This is a genomic window from Microbaculum marinum (assembly GCF_037855135.1).
GTDB lineage: Bacteria > Pseudomonadota > Alphaproteobacteria > Rhizobiales > Tepidamorphaceae > Microbaculum > Microbaculum marinum.
The window spans coordinates 100864-120070 of record NZ_JAZHOF010000008.1; the positions used below are offsets into that span (position 1 = coordinate 100864).

Genomic DNA, 19207 nt, shown 5'->3' on the forward strand with positions numbered 1-19207 from the left:
TTGCCGAATACTTTCCCCAGCGGCCGGCGGTTCCGGCGCAGTGGGGAGCTTCGCAATGCAGTTCAGCATGTTCTATCCGGTCGCCGTCGCCTCGGAATCCGACCTCGGCAAAGGACTCTACGGTCTCGACAGGGACCGATACGACACGACAATCAACGAGCTCCGGGAGCAGGCGATCTGCGCTGACGAGTCCGGCTGGACCTCGATGATGTTCGCCGAGCATCACTTCGAGATCGAGGGCTATCACGTCACACCCAATCCCTTGATGCTGAACGTATATCTGGCGCAGCACACGAAGCGGCTGCGGCAGGGCCAGATGGGCCTGGTGCTGCCGAACTGGAACCCGCTGAGGCTCGCCGAGGACATCGCCATGGCGGATCACCTGACCGGCGGCCGCCTCGACGTCGGGCTGAGCCGCGGCTACCAGCCCCGCTCGGTCGGCGTGATGGGCCAGCACTACAAGGCGAATGCAGCCGGTACCGGCTCCGAAACAGTCGAGGCCACCAACCGGCGCATCGTCGAGGAGTGGTTCGAGGTGATGCGCCGGTCCTGGACCGAGGATCTGTGGGACTTCGAGGGAGAATTCATTTCGGTGCCGCCGAAGGGCCTGCAATGGAACCATCCGATCTCGACGCGGCTCAACGCCGGCGTCAGCGATGGCAACCTGATGCAGGTCGCGACCGTGCCGAAGCCGAAGCAGCTTCCGCACCCGCCGCTCTTCACCACGCTGACCCAGAGCCCGGAGACGCTCGCCTGGTCGGCGAAGATCGGCAGCACGGCCGTCACGCTCGCCGCCAACCTCGACATCGTGAAGGGGGTCTTCCAGGGCTACGTCGACCTTGCCGGCCAGCACGGCCGCAAGCTCGGGTTCGGCGAATACTCCAAGAAGGGCGGCGTCGCGCTGTGCCGCAACGTCGCCGTCGCGCGCACCCGCGAGGACGCCATGGAGACCGCGCGCCAGGGGTCCGCCTTCTGGACGCACTGGCTCGGCGAGTTCGGCTTCTTCGAGGCTCTGCGCATGAAGGGTCAGGAAGGGCCGGTCCCGAAGACGTTCGAGCAGATGGTCGAGAGCGGCTTCCAGCTCGTCGGTACCCCCGACGACGTCGGCGAGCAGATCCAGCGCCTCAAGGAAGAGTTGAACGTCGAGTACCTGATCTTCATTATGTACGGGGGCATCACCGAACATGCCCGGATGCTGGAGACGATCCAGCTGTTCGGCGAAGAAGTGATCCCGAAATTCGCGAAACCCGAGTTGGCCATCGCGTAGGACAGCCCGTCATGGGGGATCGACAGGTCGCAGATCGCTCGGAAGTCCGGTCGGTCGGCCGCGCCCTCGAACTCCTGGAGATCCTCCAGCAGGCGGCGCCCACGGGCGTCCGCGTCTGCGACGTTGCGCAGGAACTGGGCGTCGATCCGGCGACGGTCTCCCGGATGCTGTCGACGATGGTGTCCCATGGCTATGCAAGCCGTTTGCCCAACCGCGCCTATACGTTGGGAGTCCGCTCGCAACGGCTCGCCGCCGCCTGGGTCGACCGGCTGCTGCAACTCGCAGGGCCCACCATGGCCCGCGTTGCGGACAACTGCGGGGAGACGGTCTACCTGCTGCAACTGGTGGGGACCGAAGCCGTGACCCTGGCGCGGCTTGCGGGCACGCGCCGGGCGATGATCGACGTCGAGGTGGGGCCGACCTATCCGCTCTGGGCCAGTGCGGCCGGCCGGGCACTGCTGGCGAGCGTGCCGGTGGTGTTCCGACCGGGATTGCTGCCCGCCGAGCCGTTCCCTGCGCTGACGGAGAAGACGACGCGGACCTGGAGCCAGTTGAGCGCCGCACTGGAGGCGGCCGCCCGCAGCGGCATCCACGAGGAAGACGGCGAGATCGACTGTCACCTGAGCTGCTATGCTCGGCCTCTCCTCAGCCGCCACCGCGACGAAAAGCTGGCGATCGCCATCAGTTTCGAGTCGAGCCGGCCGCAGCGCGACCGCGATTTCATCCGCAAGGCGCTGAATGAGGAATGGCGCGAGCTCGCCTGGAAGATCTGAGACCGCGCGCGATTTTCGGACAATTCGCATTCGTTGCGCAGCGCGCCTTGCCGGACGTTGTTCCGTTCCCTCCCGCCGGTACGATCGACTGCCGGACCAGCAGCGAGAGGGGCGTCATGACGGCGACATCGGCGCATGCCGAGGGGGCGGAAGTAGCGGAAATCGCTTCGTTATTCCGCGATGCGATGCGGACCGTCACCGGTACGGTGATGCTGGTGACGGCGCGGGACGCCGATGGCGGATGGCGGGGGATGGCGGCGACGGCGTTCTCCTCGGTGAGCCTGGACCCGCCGGCCTGTCTCGTCTGCATCAACCGGGGATCCTCGGTCCATCCGGCCCTGATCGAAACCGGCCGTTTCTGCGTGAACGTGATGCATCTCGACCATCACGAGCTGATGCCGAGCTTCACAAAGCCGGAATTCCGGGCTTTTCGCTTCAGTTCGGGCGAGTGGGAATGCGGCGGCGAGGGGCTTCCGTTTCTCGTCGGGGCGCAGTCCAATGTCTTCTGCACGGTCCGGCAGAGCGTGCCCGTGGGGACCCATGACGTGCTGATCGGCGCGGTCTTCGCGGTGCGGACGCGGGCCGACCACGACCCGCTGCTCTACGGCAACGGCGCCTATCTGAGGCAGGGCCTGCTGTGACGTCGCCGGCGGCGTGGCGCGTGCCGTCAGCATGCCGTCGCAGTGTCGTCCGTATGCCTTCAGCGTGCCGTACGCGTGCCGCCGGACTGCCGAGCCGGTGCCAGGCGGCCACCGCAGCGGCGGGCCGTTGACCGGGTATATTTTAAGTGTAAAGCTTCTTGCCGAGGGGGGCCGGCACCGGACCGGTACCGCGCCCGACTGTCGATTGTCCTGTTCAGGAGACCATCGGCCAATCAAGATCGATAATTCCCTGCCAGAGTGGAGATGCAAGATGAAGTTCATAGGCAAGGCGGCACTCGCCGCACTGATGACCACCGCGGTGACGACCGCGGCATTTTCCCAGACCTCCGACGACAAGCTGAAGGTCGGCCTGATGTTCACCCTGAGCGGCCCGGCCGCGGTGCTCGGCGAGCACGGCCGCGACGGATTCCAGCTCGCGGTCGAGCAGCTCGGCGGCAAGCTCGGCGGCGTCGAGACGGAGATCATCGTCGCCGATGACGAGCAGAAGCCCGACGTCGCGGTCAACAAGGCCAAGGAACTGGTCGAGCGCGACGGCGTCGACTTCGTGGTCGGCCCGATCTTCTCCAACATCCTGCAGGCGATCATGAAGCCCGTGACCGAGGGCGGCGCGATCCTGATCAGCCCGAACGCCGGCACCTCCAACTTCGCCGGCGCCGAGTGCAACAAGAACTTCTTCGTCACCTCCTACCAGAACGACCAGGTGCACGAGGTGCTCGGCAAGTACGCCCAGGACAAGGGCTACAAGCGCATGTTCCTGATGGCGCCGAACTACCAGGCCGGCAAGGACGCGATCGCCGGGGTCAAGCACTCCTTCAAGGGCGAGGTCGTCAACGAGGCCTATACCCCGCTCGGCAACATGGACTTCTCCGCCGAACTGGCCCAGATCGCGGCCGAGCAGCCCGACGCCGTCTACGCCTTCATGCCGGGGGGCATGGGCGTCAACCTGGTCAAGCAGTACCGCCAGGCCGGGCTGGAAGGCATTCCGTTCCTGTCGGCCTTCACCGTCGACGAGACGACGCTGCCGGCGCAGCAGGACGCCGCCGTCGGCTTCTTCGGCGGCGCCAACTGGGCCCCGAACCTCGACGCGCCCGGCAATGCCGAGTTCGTCAAGGCCTTCGAGGCGAAGACCGGACGGGTGCCGGGCACCTACGCCGCGCAGGCCTATGACGCAGCGATGCTGATCGATGCGGTGGTCAAGAAGCTGAACGGCGACGTCAGCGATCGGGACGCGGTGATCGCCGAGATGGAGAAGGCGGACTTCCAGTCGATCCGCGGCGACTTCTCGTTCGGCCCCAACCACTATCCGGTCCAGGACTTCTACCTGGTCCAGGTGGCCAAGCGCGACGACGGCAAGTACCAGACGGAGATCGTCGAGAAGATCTTCGACGACTACGCCGACACCTACGTCAGCGAATGCAAGATGTAGTGCCGGGCCGGCCGGCCGCGAAACCGACAGGCGACCGGCAACAGCGCGACCGGCACCGCCGATCCGTGTAACCTCCGTCCGTGGCAGGCGGTGCGTCCCCGGCAAGCCGGGGCGTGCCGCCTGTTCCCCGCCAGAGGTCCAAGGCACGCATGTTCAACCTGTTCCTCCTGCAGACGCTCAACGGGATCCAGTTCGGCATCCTGCTGTTTCTCGTCGCCGCCGGGCTGACGCTGATCTTCGGCATCATGGACCTGATCAACCTGGCCCATGGCGTGCTGTACATGGTCGGCGCCTACCTCGCCGCGACCTTCACCGCCCAGACCGGCAACTTCTTCCTCGGCGTGGCGATCGCGCTGCCGGTGACGCTGGTGTTCGGGATCGTCCTGGAGATCCTGATCTTCCGACGACTGTACGAGCGCGACCACCTCGACCAGGTGCTGGCGACCTTCGGCCTGATCCTGATCCTCAACGAGAGCGTCAAGATCATCTGGGGCGCGGCGCCGATGAGCGTGCCGATCCCGGAGATCCTGTCGGGCTCGATCCCGCTGATCGGGCCGTTGCGCTATCCGCTGTTCCGGTTCGTGATCATCGGCGCGGGCCTCGCCAGCGCGATAGGGCTCTACGTGCTCGTCAACCACACCCGCGTCGGCATGCTGCTGCGGGCGGGCGCGGTGAACCGGCCGATGGTGTCGGCGCTCGGCGTCGACATCCGCCGGCTGTTCATGGTCGTGTTCGGGCTGGGCGCGATGCTCGCCGGACTTGCCGGAGCGCTGGTCGCACCGATCCTGTCGGTCGAGCCGGGAATGGGCGATTCCGTGCTCATCCTTACCTTCGTGGTGATCGTCATCGGCGGCGTCGGCTCGATCCGGGGGGCCTTCGTGGCCGCGATCCTGGTCGGACTCGTCGAGACGCTGGGGCGCACCTTCGGCCCGATCCTGCTGCGCAGCCTGATGGACCCGTCCGCCGCCTCGCAGACCGGCCGGACGCTGGCACCGATGCTGATCTACATCCTGATGGCGGCGGTGCTGTTCTTCCGGCCCTCGGGCCTGTTCCCCGCCAAGGGATCGAACTGATGGGCGCGGGGGCCGACGACATCGCCGCGGCGCCCGGCGCACACGTCGCTCCCGGCGGCCGGGCGCTGATCCTGCGCAGCGGGGCGAACCTCGCGGCGCTGCTCATCTTCGTGGCGCTGGCGCTGGTGCCGCTGCTCGCCGACGCGCTGGACGATCCGTTCCTCGTCGTCACGCTGACCCGCGTGATGATCTTCGCGATCGCGGTGCTGTCGCTCGACTTCATCCTGGGCTACGGGGCGATGGTCTCCTTCGGCCACGCCGCGTTCATGGGACTGGGGGCCTATTCGGTCGCCATTCCGGCCGCCCACGGGATCAACGACATCTTCGTCCAGGCGGCGATCGCCATCGTCGTGTGCGGGCTCTTCGCGCTGGTGACGGGCGCGATCTCGCTGCGGACCCGCGGCGTCTACTTCATCATGATCACCCTGGCGTTCGGGCAGATGGCGTATTTCTTCATGACGTCGCTGTCGGCATATGGCGGCGACGACGGCATCACGCTCGCCGACCGCTCCGGTGTGCTGGGCTCCGACGTGCTGGAGAACAACGTGGTCTTCTACTACGTCGTGCTCGCGGTGGTGATCGCCGTCTATGCGGCGCTGACCGCGATCATCGGCGCACGCTTCGGCCGGGTCCTGCGCGGCACCCGGGACAATTCGCTGCGCATGCAGGCAATCGGCTTTCCGCCGTTCCGCTTCCAGCTGACCGCCTATGTGATCGCCGGCGCCATCGCCGGCATAGCCGGCGTCTTCCTGGCCAATCAGACCGAGTTCGTGTCGCCGGCCTACATGAGCTGGCAGCGCTCCGGCGAGCTGATCGTGATGGTCGTGCTCGGCGGAATGGGCTCGCTGGTCGGCGCCTTGCCGGGCACGCTCGCCTTCCTGCTCATGGAGGAATGGCTCGCCTACATCTCCCAGCACTGGAAGCTCGGCCTCGGCATCATCCTCGTCCTGATCGTGCTGTTCACGCGCGGCGGCATCACCGGATTCGTCTCGAAATATCTCGGAGGCGCCCGGTCATGATATCCCGGAGCACCCGGTCATGACGGGGGCCCACGCGAGCGACCCGATCCTCGCCATCGCCGGCCTGCGCAAGTCGTTCGGCGCGCTCACCGTGACGGACGACGTCACGCTGGATGTCGCGCCGGGCGAACTGCACGCCATCATCGGCCCGAACGGCGCCGGCAAGACGACGCTGATCCACCAGATCTCCGGCATGCTGCGCAGCGACCGGGGCAAGGTGACCTTCCGTGGGCGCGACATCACCGGGCTGAACATGGTCGAGCGGGTGCGGCTGGGGCTTGCCCGCTCGTTCCAGATAACCTCGATCCTCGACGGCTTCACCGTGCTGGAGAACGCCGCGATGGCGGTGCAGGCGCGGTCGGGGTCGAGCTTCCGCTTCTTCCGGCCGGCGGCGGCGGAGCGCGCCCTCAACACCGAGGCGATGGCGGCGCTGGCGCAGGTGGGGCTCGAGGACCGGGCCGACCGCCGGGCGGGAAGCCTGTCGCACGGCGAGAAGCGGCAGCTCGAAATCGCCATCGCGCTGGCGACCGCGGCCAGGGTGCTGCTGCTCGACGAGCCGCTGGCCGGCACCGGGCGCGAGGAATCGGGCGTCCTGGTCGACCTGATGCGGACGCTCAAGTCCTCGCACACGATCGTCCTGATCGAGCACGACATGGAGGCGGTGTTCTCGCTGGCCGACCGGGTCAGCGTGCTCGTCTACGGACGGCTGATCGCCACCGGCACGCCGGGAGCGATTCGCAACGATCCGGACGTGCGGACCGCCTATCTCGGCGAGGAGGCCGCCTGATGCTGACGGTCGAGGGCCTGGAGGCCGCCTACGGCGATTCCCGCATCCTGTTCGGCATCGATCTCAGCGTCTCGGCCGGCGAGGCGGTGACGCTGCTCGGCCGCAACGGCATGGGCAAGACGACGACGCTGAACTCGATCTTCGGCCTGCTGAAGCCGCGCGGCGGCCGCGTCTCGATCGACGGCGAGGACGTCACCGGCCGCGACCCGCACGTCATCGCCCGGCGCGGGCTCGGCCTGGTGCCCGAGGGCCGGCAGATCTTCCCGAACCTGAGCGTCGAGGAGAACCTCGTCGCCACCCACCGTACCGCGAAGGGCCGCGACCGCTGGAGCCTGCAGACGATCTACCGGATGTTCCCGCGCCTGCAGGAGCGCCGCCGCAACATGGGCAACCAGCTGTCCGGCGGCGAGCAGCAGATGCTGGCGATCGGCCGGGCGCTGATGACCAACCCGCGCCTGGTGGTGCTGGACGAGGCGACGGAGGGCCTGGCGCCGCTGATCCGCGAGGAGATCTGGTCCTGCCTGCGCACCATCAAGGAGGAGGGCGAGGCGATCCTGGTGGTCGACAAGAACGTCGACGCGCTCGCCCGTTTCGCCGACCGCCACGTGGTGATCGAGAAGGGCCGCGTGGTCTGGACCGGCACGACGGGCGAGCTCGAGGCGACCCCGGACATCAAGGACAGGTACCTGCATGTCTGAGCGGGCGGAGGGTTGGGGCGGACGGCTGGACTGGAAAAGCGGCGGCTGCGCCAGGTCGTTGCGCTGGATCCCCGCTTCCGCGGGGATGAGCGGAGAGGGCAAGCCGGCGAGGCAGCCTTTGTTCAGCTTGTGGTTTGCCCGCCACCTCTCCCATGGGGAGAGGTCGGCACCGAAGGTGCCGGGTGAGGGGTTACGGCGTGAGCCGCATGCCTCGGCGCCCCCTCACCCGACGCTCCGCGTCGACCCCGGATCCGGTCCGGGGCGGGCTCTCTCCCCGCCGGGGAGAGGTGGGAGCCCGGGACAAGCACTTCGGCGAATCGGCAAGGCAGGGGCAGCGTGCTGCAGCGCCGCTTCACATGGCCGGGCCAGCCCCAGAATCCGCTCATTCCCGCGGATGCGGGAATCCCGGAGCGGCGGCTGCGCCGGGTCGTTGCGCTGGATCCCCGCCTGCGCGGGGATCAGCGGGGCGGGCAAGCCGGCGAGGCAGCCTTTGTTCAGCTTGTGGTTTGCCCGCCACCTCTCCCATGGGGAGAGGTCGGCACCGAAGGTGCCGGGTGAGGGGCTACGGCGTGAGCCGCATCCCTCGGCGCCCCCTCACCCGCTCGCTCCGCTCACGACCCCGGATCCGGTCCGGGGCAGGCTCTCTCCCCGCCGGGGAGAGGTGGGCGTGCGGGGCGGCCGCTCGGGCGAACGGGTCGTGGGAGGTGCAGCGTGTCGCGGCGTTGCCGCGTATTTCCGCGGCTGAGCGAAATGACGATCAACCGGAAAAGGAGAAACCGATGAAGCCAATGACCGCAGGGGTTACCAAGGCCGGCGACGGGATCGAGGGGATCACCTGGAACATCCTCGGGCAGGTCTATGTCCCCAAACAGCTCTGCGAGAGCTCGTTTTCCTGGCACGCGACGCTGCCGCCAGGGACCTTCGTGCCGCCGCACATCCATCCGACCCAGGAAGAGTTCATCTACATGCTGGAGGGGCGCCTCGACCTCGTGCTCGACGGCAAGGAGTCGTTCGCGGAGGCGGGCGACACGATCCGCCTGCCGCGCGGCATTCCGCACGGGCTGTTCAACCACAGCGATGCCAACGTGAAGTGCGTGTTCTGGGTGGCGCCGACGCAGCGCCTTTACGATCTGTTCTGGGGGATCCACAATCTGGGGCCGGGCGCCGATCCCGCCGAGGTGGTGGCGCTGTCGGCCCAGCACGAGGTGGATTTCCTGCCGCCGCCGGACGCCAAGTAGGGATCGCGGGGAAGGACAGGCGGGTCGGGGCGCAGCCGCGACACGTGTTGACGGGAGGCCGGACATGAAGGTGATCGTCGTTGGAGCCGGTATCGGCGGCCTGACCGCCGCGCTGATGCTGCACAGGCGGGGCATCGGGGCGGAGGTCTACGAGCAGTCGCCCGAGGTGCGCGAGGTCGGCGTCGGGATCAACACGCTGCCGCACGCGATCGCGGAACTGGCCGACCTCGGCCTGCTGCCCGCCCTCGACCTCGTCGGCGTCCGCACCCGCGAGCTCTACTACTACAACCGCTACGGCCAGGAGGTGTGGAGCGAGCCGCGCGGCACCGACGCCGGCCATCCGGTGCCGCAGTTCTCGATCCATCGCGGCCGCCTGCAGAAGGTGATCCACGACGCGGTGGTGAGCCATCTGGGGCAGGACGCGGTGAAGACCGGCCTCAGCCTTGCCGGCTTCCTGCAGGACGAGGGCGGGGTGACGGCGCATTTCACCGACTCGGTGCGGGGCGGGGCCGGCACGACGGTGCGCGGCGACGTGCTGATCTGCGCGGACGGCATCCACTCGGTGGGGCGCAGGTTCTTCTATCCCGGCGAGGGCGCGCCGCACTGGAACGGCGTGATGATGTGGCGCGGCGCCACCGACTGGACGCCGTGGCGCGACGGTCGGACGATGGCGATCGGCGGCGGCATGGGCGCCAAGTTCGTGCTCTATCCGATCGCCCACCCGGAGAACGGCCGGCAGCTGATGAACTGGGTGGTCAACATCAAGACGGCCGACGGCGAGGCCTTGCCGCCGCCGAAGGAGAGCTGGTCGCGACCGGCCCAGCGCGCCACCGTGATCCCCTATGCCCGGCGCTTCCGGATCCCGGATTTCGACGTGACCGGGCTTGTCGAGGCGACCCGGCAGATCTTCGAGTACCCGATGTGCGACCGCGATCCGCTGCCGCGCTGGACGCACGGCCGGGTGAGCCTGCTGGGCGACGCCGCCCATCCGATGTATCCGGTCGGCTCGAACGGCGCCTCGCAGGCGATCCTCGACGCCCGGGCGCTCGCCGACTGCCTGGCCGCCGCCGAGCACCCGATGCAGGGGCTGGCGATGTACGAGGCGGAGCGCCTGCCGAAGACGGCCGAGGTGGTCCGGCTCAACCGCAAGGGCGGGCCGGAGCGGGTCATCGACGAGGCCGAGAAGCGGGCGCCCGCCGGCTTCGACGACATCGAGACGGTGATGAGCGCCGCCGAGCGCGCCGCGATCGTCGGCGGCTATGCCGGCAAGGCGGGGTTTGCCACCGACGCCCAGGGCGGCGCCGGGCTGCGGGTGGCGAAGGGCTAGGCGGCGGCTGCGCCGGATCGTGCGCCGGTCCTCCCGGCGGGAGTGTCGAGCGCCCTGCCGCGCGGCCCCTGGGTCCCGGATCAAGTCCGGGACGTAGTCAGTGCTCTGGTGGTGGGTTTCGCCATACGCCGCAGGACATGCCCCGGACCTGATCCGGGGCCCAGCAGCGGCGATTGCCCGAGGCGATGGCGGGGGCGGAGAACGCCGCAGCCTCTGGGCTGGATCCCGGATCAGCTCCGGGACGTAGTCAGTGCATGTGGGAGGACTTTCACCACACCAGAGGCCGCCGCGCGGGGCGTGAGCTGCTGGTTGAAGCATTGATTCCACTCCACCACAGGCCTGAGCCCCGGACCTGATCCGGCCAGGCCGAGGTGGCGCCATCCTGCGATCGTTCCGACACCGACCGCGTCAGGCGGGGTCCGTGGCGAAGGCGGCGACGGCGCGGGCGAGGAGGGTGGCGCCGCGCTCGATGTCGGGCCACTCGGTCCATTCCGCCGGCGAATGGCTGACGCCGCCGACGGACGGCACGAAGATCAGGCCGGCCGGGCAATGGCGGGCGAAGGTCTGGGCGTCGTGGCCGGCGCCCGACGACATGGTCATGGCGTCCATCCCGCAGGTCGCGCAGATGTCCATCAGGCGGCGCGCCACCGCGCCGTCGAGGCGGGTCGGCGGCAGCCAGCCCTGTTCGGCGATGTCAAGGCCGAGGCCGTGCCGCGCCGCCGCCGCGCCGAGCTCGTCGCGGCAGGCCTCGGCGAGGCTGCGCATCACCGCCTCCTCGACGTCGCGGCCGATCACCGAGAACGTGGCCTCGCCGGCGACCGAATGGGGGAAGTTGGGCGACAGCGCCACCTTGCCGACGGTCAGGCGGCTGTCGGCGCCGCCGGCGGCCTCGAGGATCGCCGGGATCCGCGCGCCGAAATCGGCGAGGCCGCGGAAGGCGTCGCGGCGGCCCGGCATCGGCGTGGTGCCGGAATGGTTGGCCGCGCCGGCCAGCGTGACGGTCCAGTTGAAGACGCCGGAGACCGCATCGGCGATGCCGATCGACACGCCGGCGCGCTCGAGCACCGGGCCCTGCTCGACATGCAGTTCCAGGAACACGGCGATGCCGGCCGGGTCGCGGGCGACGGACGCGGCCGGATCGAGGCCCTGGGCGCGCAGCGCGTCGGCAAGCCGCTGGCCTGAATCGTCGACGGCGCGGGCGATCCAGTCGGGGCCGACCTCGCCGCAGATCGCCTGGCTGCCGAGCATGCCGCCGAAGCGGCCCTCCTCGTCGGCGGTGCAGACGATCTCGACGGGCCTGGCCGGCGCGATGCCGGCGGCCTTCATCGCCCGCACGGCCTCCAGCGCCGCGCAGACGCCGAGCGTGCCGTCGAAGGGGCCGCCCTGCGGCACCGTGTCGAGGTGGGAGCCGGCCAGCACCGCCGGGCCGGAGCCGGCCTCCCAGCGGCCGAAGACGTTGCCGATGGCGTCGATCCGGGCGTCTAGGCCGGCCTCGGCGAGGCGGTCCATCAGCCAGCGGCGGCCGGCCATGTCGGCGTCGGAGAAGCTGACCCGGTTGATGCCCGGCACGCCGTCGATCCGGCCGATCGCGTTGACCGCTTCGACGTCACTGCGCAACCGGGCGAGGTCGATCCTCAGCCCGGCCTCCCGGCTTTTGCCTGCAATTTCAAACATCAAGACCTTCCATGGGCGGCAGCCGGCGCTGCCGCAAATATAATCATGATCAATTTTTGACTGTCGAAGATTTATCATGAATAATGGGGCCAAGTCCAATGCCCGATCAACGGGACCCCGCACCGACAGGAGGTTCGAACATGCTCTCACACGTCCGCCGCCTCGCCGCCGCCGCGGCGCTCGCGCTTGCCGCCCTGGGCGCTCCGGCGCTCGCCCAGACGCCGCCCGGCGTCCTGGTCGTCGCCCAGATCGCCGAGCCGAAGTCGCTCGACCCGCACGCGGTGACGGCGGTCAACGACTTCCGCATCCTGATGAACCTCTATGACGGGCTGGTGCGCTACAAGTCGGGCACGCTGGAGGTCGAGCCGGCGCTGGCGAGCGACTGGGAGATCAGCGAGGACGGCAAGACCTACACGTTCACGCTGCGCGACGGGGTCAGCTTCCACGACGGCGCCCCACTGAACGCCGAGGCGGTGAAGTTCAACTTCGAGCGGATGCTGGACGAGGACCACCCCTTCCACGACACCGGGCCGTTCCCGCTGAGCTTCTTCTTCTCGGCGGTTGAGTCGGTCGAGGCGCCGGACGACAAGACGGTCGTCTTCACCCTGAAGGAGCCCTACGCGCCGTTCCTGTCGAATCTCGCCTATCCGACCGGCCTGATCGTCTCGCCCGACGCGGTGAAGCAGTACGGCAAGGACTACGGCCGCAATCCGTCGGGCACCGGGCCGTTCAGGTTCGCCGAGTGGGAGTCGAACTCCAAGGTCGTGGTCGAGGCCAATCCCGACTACTGGGACGGCGCGCCGGGCCTGCAGGCCGTCATCTTCCGGCCGATCACCGACGCCAACACCCGCGTCGCCGAGATGCTGTCGGGCGGCGTCGACGTGATGGTCGAGGTGCCGCCGGACAACGTCGCGACCTTCGCCGACGATGCCGCCTACAAGGTCTACGAGCAGGCCGGCCCGCACCTGTGGTTCCTGATCCTGAACGCCAAGGAAGGCCCGATGGCCGACAAGCGGGTGCGCCAGGCGGTCAACTACGCAATCGACAAGACGGCGCTGGTCGACAACGTCCTGCAGGGCACCGCGGAGGTCGCCGCCGGGCCGACGCCGCCGGCCTTCTCCTGGGCCTACAACGAGGCGCTCGAGCCCTATCCGCACGATCCCGAGAAGGCCAGGGCGCTGCTGAAGGAGGCCGGCGCCGAGGGCGCCAAGCTCACCTTCTACGTCACCGAGGGCGGCTCGGGCATGCTCGACCCGGTCGCCATGGGCTCGGCGATCCAGGCCGACCTCGCCGAGGTCGGGCTCGACGCGGCGATCGAGACCTACGAGTGGAACACCTTCCTGGGCAAGGTGAATCCCGGCCTCGAGGGCAAGGCGGACATGGCCGAGATGGCCTGGATGACCAACGATCCCGATACGCTGCCCTATCTGGCGCTGCGCACCGACGCGTTCCCCGACAATGGCGGCTTCAACTCCGGCTACTACTCCAACCCGGAGGTCGACAGGCTGCTGGAGAAGGCGCGCCGCGAGACCGACCAGGGCAAGCGCGCCGGGCTCTACAAGCAGATGCAGGAGATCGTCCACGACGACGCGCCCTGGGCCTTCATCGCCAACTGGAAGCAGAACGCGGTGACCGGCGCCGGCGTCGAGGGCTTCGAGCTGCAGCCATCGTTCTTCCTGCTGCTGCACGACGTGACGAAGGGGTGAGGAGAGGGCTGACGTGCCGCCCGAGCCATGCCGCAGCCGCCGCGCCGGCCCGACGGGCTGTCGGGAGATCGCCGCATGTGAGTCGGTATGCGGCAGCCCCGGGCTTGGCTGCAACCGCCGTTCGCTCCGCTCGCCAACGCTCGCTGCGCGCCCCACCCCCGACCCCTCCCCACGAGGGGGAGGGGGGCGTTGCGGCATGGTTCGCTGTTCCTGCCGCCTCGTGCGGGACTCGGTGTGGGCGCACTTCACAGCGCACGTGGGCAGGGGGTCTTTGCGGCACAGCGCTCTTCTCCCTCCCCCCAACGAAGTCGGGTGTTCCCGACTTCGTCGCTTCTGGAAGCGACATCGGAAACATCCGATGTCGCGGTGGGGGAGGGTCGGGGAGGGGGCGCGCGCCGGAGGCGCGCGGTGGGCGGCAGCAGCGGGTTCAGCCGTCGGTCCGATTCCGCGGAGCTGCTCTTCGAGCGCGGCAGTCGGCGGTACTACAGCGCCCACGTGGCGCATCTCGGCGAAGAGCAGCCGGCACTCGCCGACGGGATCCAACGCCAGGAGCAGGCCGCCCGACATCGATCGCGACCGCCGCACGCTCCGCTCGCCAAGGCTCGCTGCGCGCCCCACCCCCGACCCCTCCCCACGAGGGGGAGGGGAGTCTATGCGGCACGGTTCGCTGTTCCTGCCGCCTCGTGCGGGACTCGGTGTGGGCGCACTTCACAGCGCACGTGGGCCGGGGGCTTTGCGGCACAGCGCTCTTCTCCCTCCCCCCTTGTGGGGGAGGGTCGGGGAGGGGGCGCGCACCGCAGGTGCGCGGTCTGCGGGAGAGCCGGGGCGCCGGGAGGTGCGGGATGAACGTCAGTCCTGAGCGCGGGAGCATGTGGCGATGTGGGCGTATGTCGGGAAGCGGCTGATCGCGACGATCCCGATCCTGCTCGGGCTCTCGGTCGTCGTGTTCGCCATGATGGCGCTGATCCCGGGCGATCCGGCGATCGCGATCCTGGGCAGCTATGCGACGCCGGAGAACGTCGCCCGGCTGAACAGCCAGCTCGGGCTCGACCGGCCGCTGGTCGAGCAGTACTTCATCTGGCTCGGCAACCTGCTGCAGGGCGACATGGGGCGGAGCTTCGCGCTGAACCGGCCGGTCGCCGACGAGGTGTTCGAGCGGTTCGGCGCGACGCTGGTGCTGGCGGGCGCGGCGCTGATCCTGTGCTCGGTGTTCGGACTGATCGCCGGCATCGCCGCCGCCGTGCGGCAGTTCGGCTGGACCGACCGGATCGTCACCTTCCTGGTGCTGATCGGCATCTCGACGCCGTCGTTCTGGCTCGGCCTGCTGCTGATCATGCTGTTCGCCGTGGAACTGAAGTGGCTGCCGGCATCGGGCATGTTCGCGATCTACGGCGGCGGCGGGCCGCTCGACCTGCTGAAGCATCTGGCGATGCCTGCGGTGACGCTTGCGGTGGTGGCGACGGCGGTGATCGCCCGGCTCACCCGCGCCGCCATGCTGGAGGTGCTGCGCCAGGACTACATCCGCACGGCGCGCGCCAAGGGCGTGTCGGAGCGGCGGGTGATCTACCGGCACGCCTTCAAGGCGGCGCTGGTCTCCGTCATTCCCGTCATCGGCATCCAGGCCGGCTTCGTGCTCGGCGGCGCGGTCTATATCGAGACCGTGTTCCAGTGGCCGGGCATCGGCCGGATGCTGGTCAACGCGATCTCGACGCGCGACCTGCTGCTGGTGCAGGGCGGCGTGCTGGTGGTGGCGGCGAGCTACGTGTTCTTCAACCTGCTCGCCGACGTCGCCCAGACGATCGTCGATCCGAGGCTGCGCTGATGGTCGCCGTTCCGCTCCCCGGCAGGAAGGCCGCCGACCGCGGCGGGCGGCCGTCGCCGTTCCGGCTGCTGATCGCCAACCGGCTGTCGGCGGCAGGGCTCGTGATCCTCACCGTCATCGTGCTGCTGGCGCTGCTGACGCCGGTGCTGCCGCTGCCCGATCCCGACATCACCGATCCGGCGCAGCGGCTGCTGCGGCCGGGCGCCGACGGGCACCTGCTCGGCACCGACCACCTCGGCCGGGACCTGCTGTCGCGGCTTCTTTGGGGGACGCGGGTATCGCTGGTCGTCGGCCTGTCGGCGACGGTGATCGCCGCGGTCGCGGGCTCGCTGATCGGGCTGACGGCCGGCTACGCGGGCGGACGCACCGACAGCGTGCTGATGCGCGGCATCGACCTCGTCATGGCGTTTCCCTACATCCTGCTGGCGCTCGGCATCGTCGCGGTGCTGGGGCCGGGACTGCTGAACGCGCTCTACGCGATCGCGGTGGTCAACATCCCGTTCTTCGCCCGCAACATCCGCGGCATGACGCTCGGGCTGTCGCGGCGCGAGTTCGTCGACGCGGCGCGGCTGTCGGGGGCGTCGCATCCGGCGATCCTGTTCAGCGAGGTGCTGCCGAACGTGCTGCCGACGATCGTCGTCACGATGTCGACGACGGTCGGCTGGATGATCCTGGAGACGGCGGGCCTGTCGTTCCTCGGGCTCGGCGCGCAGCCGCCGCAGGCCGATCTCGGCTCGATGCTCGGCGAGGGGCGGAAGCTCCTGTTCACCGCGCCGTTCGTGTCGGTGATTCCCGGGGTGATGATCTTCGTGCTGGTGATGAGCATCAACCTCGTCGGCGACGGCATTCGCGACGTGCTCGATCCGCGGCTGAAATCCGGCGCGCTGGCCGCGCCCGGCGCGGCCACGGCGGTGAGGCGCGAGACGGTTCCACCGGCGCCTGAGGGCGACACGGTGCTGGCGGTCGAGGGACTGCGGACGCAGTTCCAGACCGGCTCGCGCATCTACAAGGCGGTCGGCGGCGTCGACCTCAGCCTGGCGCCGGGCGAGCGGGTCGGGCTGGTCGGCGAATCCGGGTCTGGCAAGTCGGTGACCGCATTGTCGCTGCTGCGGCTGGTGCCGACCCCGCCGGGAACGATCACCGGCGGGCGGGTGACGATCGACGGCGCCGATCAGCTCGCCGCGTCCGGCGAGGACCTGCGGCGGCTGCGCGGCGGTCACGTCGCCTACGTGTTCCAGGATCCGCTGACGACGCTGCACCCGCTGTTCACGGTCGGCCGCCAGATCACGGAGGCGCTGCAGGCGCACCAGCCGCTGTCGCGCCGGGCCGCCGAGACCAAGGCGGTCGAACTGCTGGAGCGCGTCCAGATCCCCTCGGCCAGGGCGCGGCTGAACGCCTATCCGCACGAACTGTCCGGCGGCATGCGCCAGCGCGTCTGCATCGCCATGGCACTCGCCAACGATCCGGAGCTGATCATCGCCGACGAGCCGACCACGGCGCTCGACGTCACCGTGCAGGCGCAGGTGCTCAAGCTGATGCGCGGCCTGTCGGAGGAGCAGGGCTCGGCGGTGCTGTTCATCACCCACGATTTCGGGGTCGTCTCCGAGCTCTGCGACCGGGTGGCGGTGATGTATGCCGGCAGGATCGTCGAAATCGGGCCGACGCAGGAGGTGCTCGCCGCGCCGGCCCATCCCTACACGCGCAAGCTGATCGACTGCGTGCCGGTGCTCGGCCAGCCGGAGCGGCGGCTCGACGCGATCGAGGGGCTGCCGCCGGCGGTCGACCGCCTGCCGGAGGGCTGCGCCTTCGCCGACCGCTGTCCGATCGCCGAGCCGCGCTGCCGCACGGGCGAGATCGCGCTGGCCGACGTGGGGGCCGGGCGGGCGGCGCGCTGCATCAAGCCGTTCGAGCTTGGGAGGGCGGCATGAGCGTGGCCATCGAGGCGGACGGACTGACCCGGACGTTCGGGGGCGGGCGGACGTTGTTCGGAGGTCGGCATCCGGCCGTCCACGCCGTCCAGAGCGCCGACCTGACGGTGCAGGAAGGCGAGACGCTGGGCATCGTCGGGGAGAGCGGCTGCGGAAAGTCGACGCTCGCCCGGATGCTGGTCGGGCTCGACCGGCCGACGGCCGGCACGATCCGCATCGCGGGGCGCGACGCGAACGAACTGGCGGGGCGCGACACGCGGGCGCTGGCCAGGCACATCCAGTACGTCTTCCAGGATCCCGTCGCCTCGCTCAATCCGCGCAAGACGATCCGCCAGACGCTGGAGGCGCCGATGCGCCGGCTGCTGGGACTGGATGCGAGGGCGCGGCAGGCGCGGCTGGCGGAGCTGATGGAAGCGGTGAGCCTGCGCGAGGAGTTCCTCGACCGGTATCCGCACGAGTTTTCCGGCGGCCAGGCGCAGCGCATCGGCATCGCCCGGGCGCTGGCCGCCGACGCGCGGGTGATCGTGCTCGACGAGCCGGTCTCGGCGCTGGACGTCTCGGTGCAGGCGCAGGTATTGAACCTGCTCGACGGGCTGAAACGGGACTTCAACCTGACATACATCTTCATCAGCCACGATCTGAGCGTGATCGAGAGCGTCTGCGACAGGGTGGCGGTGATGTATTTCGGGCGGATCGTCGAGGTCGGGTCGGCGCGCGACCTCTACGCGCATCCGCGCCACCACTACACCGCGCTGCTGATGCGCTCGGCGCCGACGCCGGGGGTGCGCCGGATCGAGGCGGAGGAGAAGCCGGCCGAACTGCCCGATCCGCTGAACCCGCCGCCCGGCTGCGCCTTCGCCTCGCGCTGCCCGATGGCAGACGACACGTGCCGGCGGGAGCGGCCGCCGCTCGAGGCCGTCGACGCGCCGTCCGACGAATTCCAGATGGCCGCCTGCTGGCATCCGATCCGCACCGGCCGGCCGGTGCCCGCATGACCGACGGACCCGATCCCGACCTGCCGGTCGTGCCGGCGACGCGCCGCCGCCGCCGCGAGACGATCAGCGAGCGGATCAAGGACATGATCATCGAGCGCCGCTTCCGGCCGGGCGACCGGCTGCCGGCCGAGCGCGAGCTGATGGACCTGTTCCGGGCCTCGAAGGGCTCGATCCGGGAGGCGCTGAGCGCGCTCAGGTCGCAGGGGCTGATCCGCACACGGACGGGACCTGGCGGCGGGATCTTCCTGAGCGAGATCGGGCCGCAGCGGGCGATGGCGCTGCTGTCCAACTACTTCCTGTTCCGCACGCCGACGATCGCCGACATCTATGCGGTGCGGCTCGAACTGGAGCCGGAACTGGCCGCCTCGGTCGCCGGCCACCTCACCGAAGCCGACTTCGCCCGGCTGGAACGCACCATGCGCCTCTACGACGCCGAGCCGGAAACGGCGGAGCAGGAATACGTGCAGCGGATGGCGGAGCTCGACTTCCACAGCGTGCTGGCGGAACTCTGCCCGAACCCGGTGCTCGGGCTCTACTGCAGCTTCCTGCAGACGCTGCTGCGCGAACTGGTGGTGTGCCGGCGCATCTACGACGCGCCGCACCCCGACCTGCGCGATGCGGGGCTGCACTACCAGTTGCGGCTGGTGCGGGCGCTCAGGGCCGGGGACGCCGCGGCGGCGCGGCGGATCATGGCCGAGCACATGGAGGCGGCGCGCGCCTACATGGTGCGGATGGAAGCCAGCATCGAGGGCGGCTTCCTGCGCACCGGCGACGAGGTGCCCTGAGCGGGCCCCGCCGCCGGCGGCTGTCGG

At 69.6% G+C, this 19207-nt stretch carries 16 protein-coding genes; 15 read left to right on the forward strand and 1 reads right to left on the reverse strand.

Going from position 1 to position 19207, the window contains the following annotated elements:
- The first annotated feature begins 55 nt into the window (after positions 1–55).
- The 10 genes from V3328_RS18945 (at position 56) to V3328_RS18990 (ending at position 10270) form a co-directional block, all read left to right on the forward strand.
- Entirely contained in the window at positions 56–1267 is a 1212-nt protein-coding gene (locus V3328_RS18945) for an LLM class flavin-dependent oxidoreductase (RefSeq protein WP_340331279.1), read from the forward strand.
- Positions 1268–1278: 11 nt separating this feature from the next.
- Entirely contained in the window at positions 1279–2040 is a 762-nt protein-coding gene (locus tag V3328_RS18950) for an IclR family transcriptional regulator (RefSeq protein WP_340331280.1), read from the forward strand.
- 116 nt (positions 2041–2156) lie between these two features.
- Positions 2157–2681 (forward strand): flavin reductase family protein, encoded by a 525-nt coding sequence (locus V3328_RS18955; protein WP_340331281.1) that lies wholly within the window; start codon positions 2157–2159, stop codon positions 2679–2681.
- Between the two features lie 271 nt (positions 2682–2952).
- Positions 2953–4128 (forward strand): ABC transporter substrate-binding protein, encoded by a 1176-nt coding sequence (locus V3328_RS18960; protein WP_378758901.1) that lies wholly within the window; start codon positions 2953–2955, stop codon positions 4126–4128.
- 149 nt (positions 4129–4277) lie between these two features.
- Entirely contained in the window at positions 4278–5201 is a 924-nt protein-coding gene (locus V3328_RS18965; RefSeq protein WP_340331283.1) for a branched-chain amino acid ABC transporter permease, read from the forward strand.
- Positions 5201–6220, forward strand: a complete 1020-nt coding sequence (locus V3328_RS18970; protein ID WP_340331284.1) for a branched-chain amino acid ABC transporter permease — start codon at positions 5201–5203, stop codon at positions 6218–6220. The genes V3328_RS18965 and V3328_RS18970 overlap by 1 nt, the downstream gene beginning before the upstream one ends.
- 19 nt (positions 6221–6239) lie before the next feature.
- Entirely contained in the window at positions 6240–7007 is a 768-nt protein-coding gene (locus V3328_RS18975; protein ID WP_340331285.1) for an ABC transporter ATP-binding protein, read from the forward strand.
- Entirely contained in the window at positions 7007–7705 is a 699-nt protein-coding gene (locus tag V3328_RS18980; RefSeq protein ID WP_340331286.1) for an ABC transporter ATP-binding protein, read from the forward strand. The genes V3328_RS18975 and V3328_RS18980 overlap by 1 nt, the downstream gene beginning before the upstream one ends.
- A gap of 779 nt (positions 7706–8484) precedes the next feature.
- Entirely contained in the window at positions 8485–8943 is a 459-nt protein-coding gene (locus V3328_RS18985) for a cupin domain-containing protein (RefSeq protein WP_340331287.1), read from the forward strand.
- A 64-nt stretch (positions 8944–9007) separates the two neighbouring features.
- Positions 9008–10270 carry a flavin-dependent oxidoreductase gene (locus tag V3328_RS18990; protein ID WP_340331288.1) on the forward strand — a complete coding sequence of 421 codons (1263 nt, stop codon included), beginning with the start codon at positions 9008–9010 and terminating at the stop codon, positions 10268–10270.
- Between the two features lie 408 nt (positions 10271–10678).
- Here the strand turns inward: V3328_RS18990 and V3328_RS18995 are convergent, their stop codons facing one another.
- Positions 10679–11944: a Zn-dependent hydrolase gene (locus V3328_RS18995; RefSeq protein ID WP_340331289.1), complete on the reverse strand. Its 1266-nt coding sequence runs from the start codon at positions 11942–11944 to the stop codon at positions 10679–10681.
- A 140-nt stretch (positions 11945–12084) separates the two neighbouring features.
- Here V3328_RS18995 and V3328_RS19000 point away from each other — a divergent pair, with 140 nt between their 5' ends.
- From V3328_RS19000 to V3328_RS19020, 5 genes are all read left to right on the forward strand, one after another.
- Positions 12085–13650 (forward strand): ABC transporter substrate-binding protein, encoded by a 1566-nt coding sequence (locus tag V3328_RS19000; protein WP_340331290.1) that lies wholly within the window; start codon positions 12085–12087, stop codon positions 13648–13650.
- Positions 13651–14527: 877 nt separating this feature from the next.
- Positions 14528–15472, forward strand: a complete 945-nt coding sequence (locus V3328_RS19005; RefSeq protein WP_340331291.1) for an ABC transporter permease — start codon at positions 14528–14530, stop codon at positions 15470–15472.
- Entirely contained in the window at positions 15472–17400 is a 1929-nt protein-coding gene (locus V3328_RS19010) for a dipeptide/oligopeptide/nickel ABC transporter permease/ATP-binding protein (protein ID WP_340331292.1), read from the forward strand. Before V3328_RS19005 ends, V3328_RS19010 begins: the two co-directional genes overlap by 1 nt.
- On the forward strand, positions 17397–18395 hold the full coding sequence (locus V3328_RS19015; protein WP_340331293.1) for an ABC transporter ATP-binding protein: 999 nt from the start codon (positions 17397–17399) through the stop codon (positions 18393–18395). Before V3328_RS19010 ends, V3328_RS19015 begins: the two co-directional genes overlap by 4 nt.
- Complete coding sequence (locus tag V3328_RS19020) at positions 18392–19180, forward strand: FadR/GntR family transcriptional regulator (RefSeq protein ID WP_340331294.1); 789 nt, start codon at positions 18392–18394, stop codon at positions 19178–19180. The genes V3328_RS19015 and V3328_RS19020 overlap by 4 nt, the downstream gene beginning before the upstream one ends.
- Positions 19181–19207 lie beyond the last annotated feature (27 nt).

Excerpts from the sequence above, each read along its gene's own strand:
- V3328_RS18945 (WP_340331279.1), top strand. The coding sequence starts at position 56 with ATGCAGTTCAGCATGTTCTATCCGGTCGCCGTCGCCTCGGAATCCGAC.
- V3328_RS18950 (WP_340331280.1), top strand. The coding sequence starts at position 1,279 with ATGGGGGATCGACAGGTCGCAGATCGCTCGGAAGTCCGGTCGGTCGGC.
- V3328_RS18955 (WP_340331281.1), top strand. The coding sequence starts at position 2,157 with ATGACGGCGACATCGGCGCATGCCGAGGGGGCGGAAGTAGCGGAAATC.
- V3328_RS18960 (WP_378758901.1), top strand. The coding sequence starts at position 2,953 with ATGAAGTTCATAGGCAAGGCGGCACTCGCCGCACTGATGACCACCGCG.
- V3328_RS18965 (WP_340331283.1), top strand. The coding sequence starts at position 4,278 with ATGTTCAACCTGTTCCTCCTGCAGACGCTCAACGGGATCCAGTTCGGC.
- V3328_RS18970 (WP_340331284.1), top strand. The coding sequence starts at position 5,201 with ATGGGCGCGGGGGCCGACGACATCGCCGCGGCGCCCGGCGCACACGTC.
- V3328_RS18975 (WP_340331285.1), top strand. The coding sequence starts at position 6,240 with ATGACGGGGGCCCACGCGAGCGACCCGATCCTCGCCATCGCCGGCCTG.
- V3328_RS18980 (WP_340331286.1), top strand. The coding sequence starts at position 7,007 with ATGCTGACGGTCGAGGGCCTGGAGGCCGCCTACGGCGATTCCCGCATC.
- V3328_RS18985 (WP_340331287.1), top strand. The coding sequence starts at position 8,485 with ATGAAGCCAATGACCGCAGGGGTTACCAAGGCCGGCGACGGGATCGAG.
- V3328_RS18990 (WP_340331288.1), top strand. The coding sequence starts at position 9,008 with ATGAAGGTGATCGTCGTTGGAGCCGGTATCGGCGGCCTGACCGCCGCG.
- V3328_RS18995 (WP_340331289.1), bottom strand. The coding sequence starts at position 11,944 with ATGTTTGAAATTGCAGGCAAAAGCCGGGAGGCCGGGCTGAGGATCGAC.
- V3328_RS19000 (WP_340331290.1), top strand. The coding sequence starts at position 12,085 with ATGCTCTCACACGTCCGCCGCCTCGCCGCCGCCGCGGCGCTCGCGCTT.
- V3328_RS19005 (WP_340331291.1), top strand. The coding sequence starts at position 14,528 with ATGTGGGCGTATGTCGGGAAGCGGCTGATCGCGACGATCCCGATCCTG.
- V3328_RS19010 (WP_340331292.1), top strand. The coding sequence starts at position 15,472 with ATGGTCGCCGTTCCGCTCCCCGGCAGGAAGGCCGCCGACCGCGGCGGG.
- V3328_RS19015 (WP_340331293.1), top strand. The coding sequence starts at position 17,397 with ATGAGCGTGGCCATCGAGGCGGACGGACTGACCCGGACGTTCGGGGGC.
- V3328_RS19020 (WP_340331294.1), top strand. The coding sequence starts at position 18,392 with ATGACCGACGGACCCGATCCCGACCTGCCGGTCGTGCCGGCGACGCGC.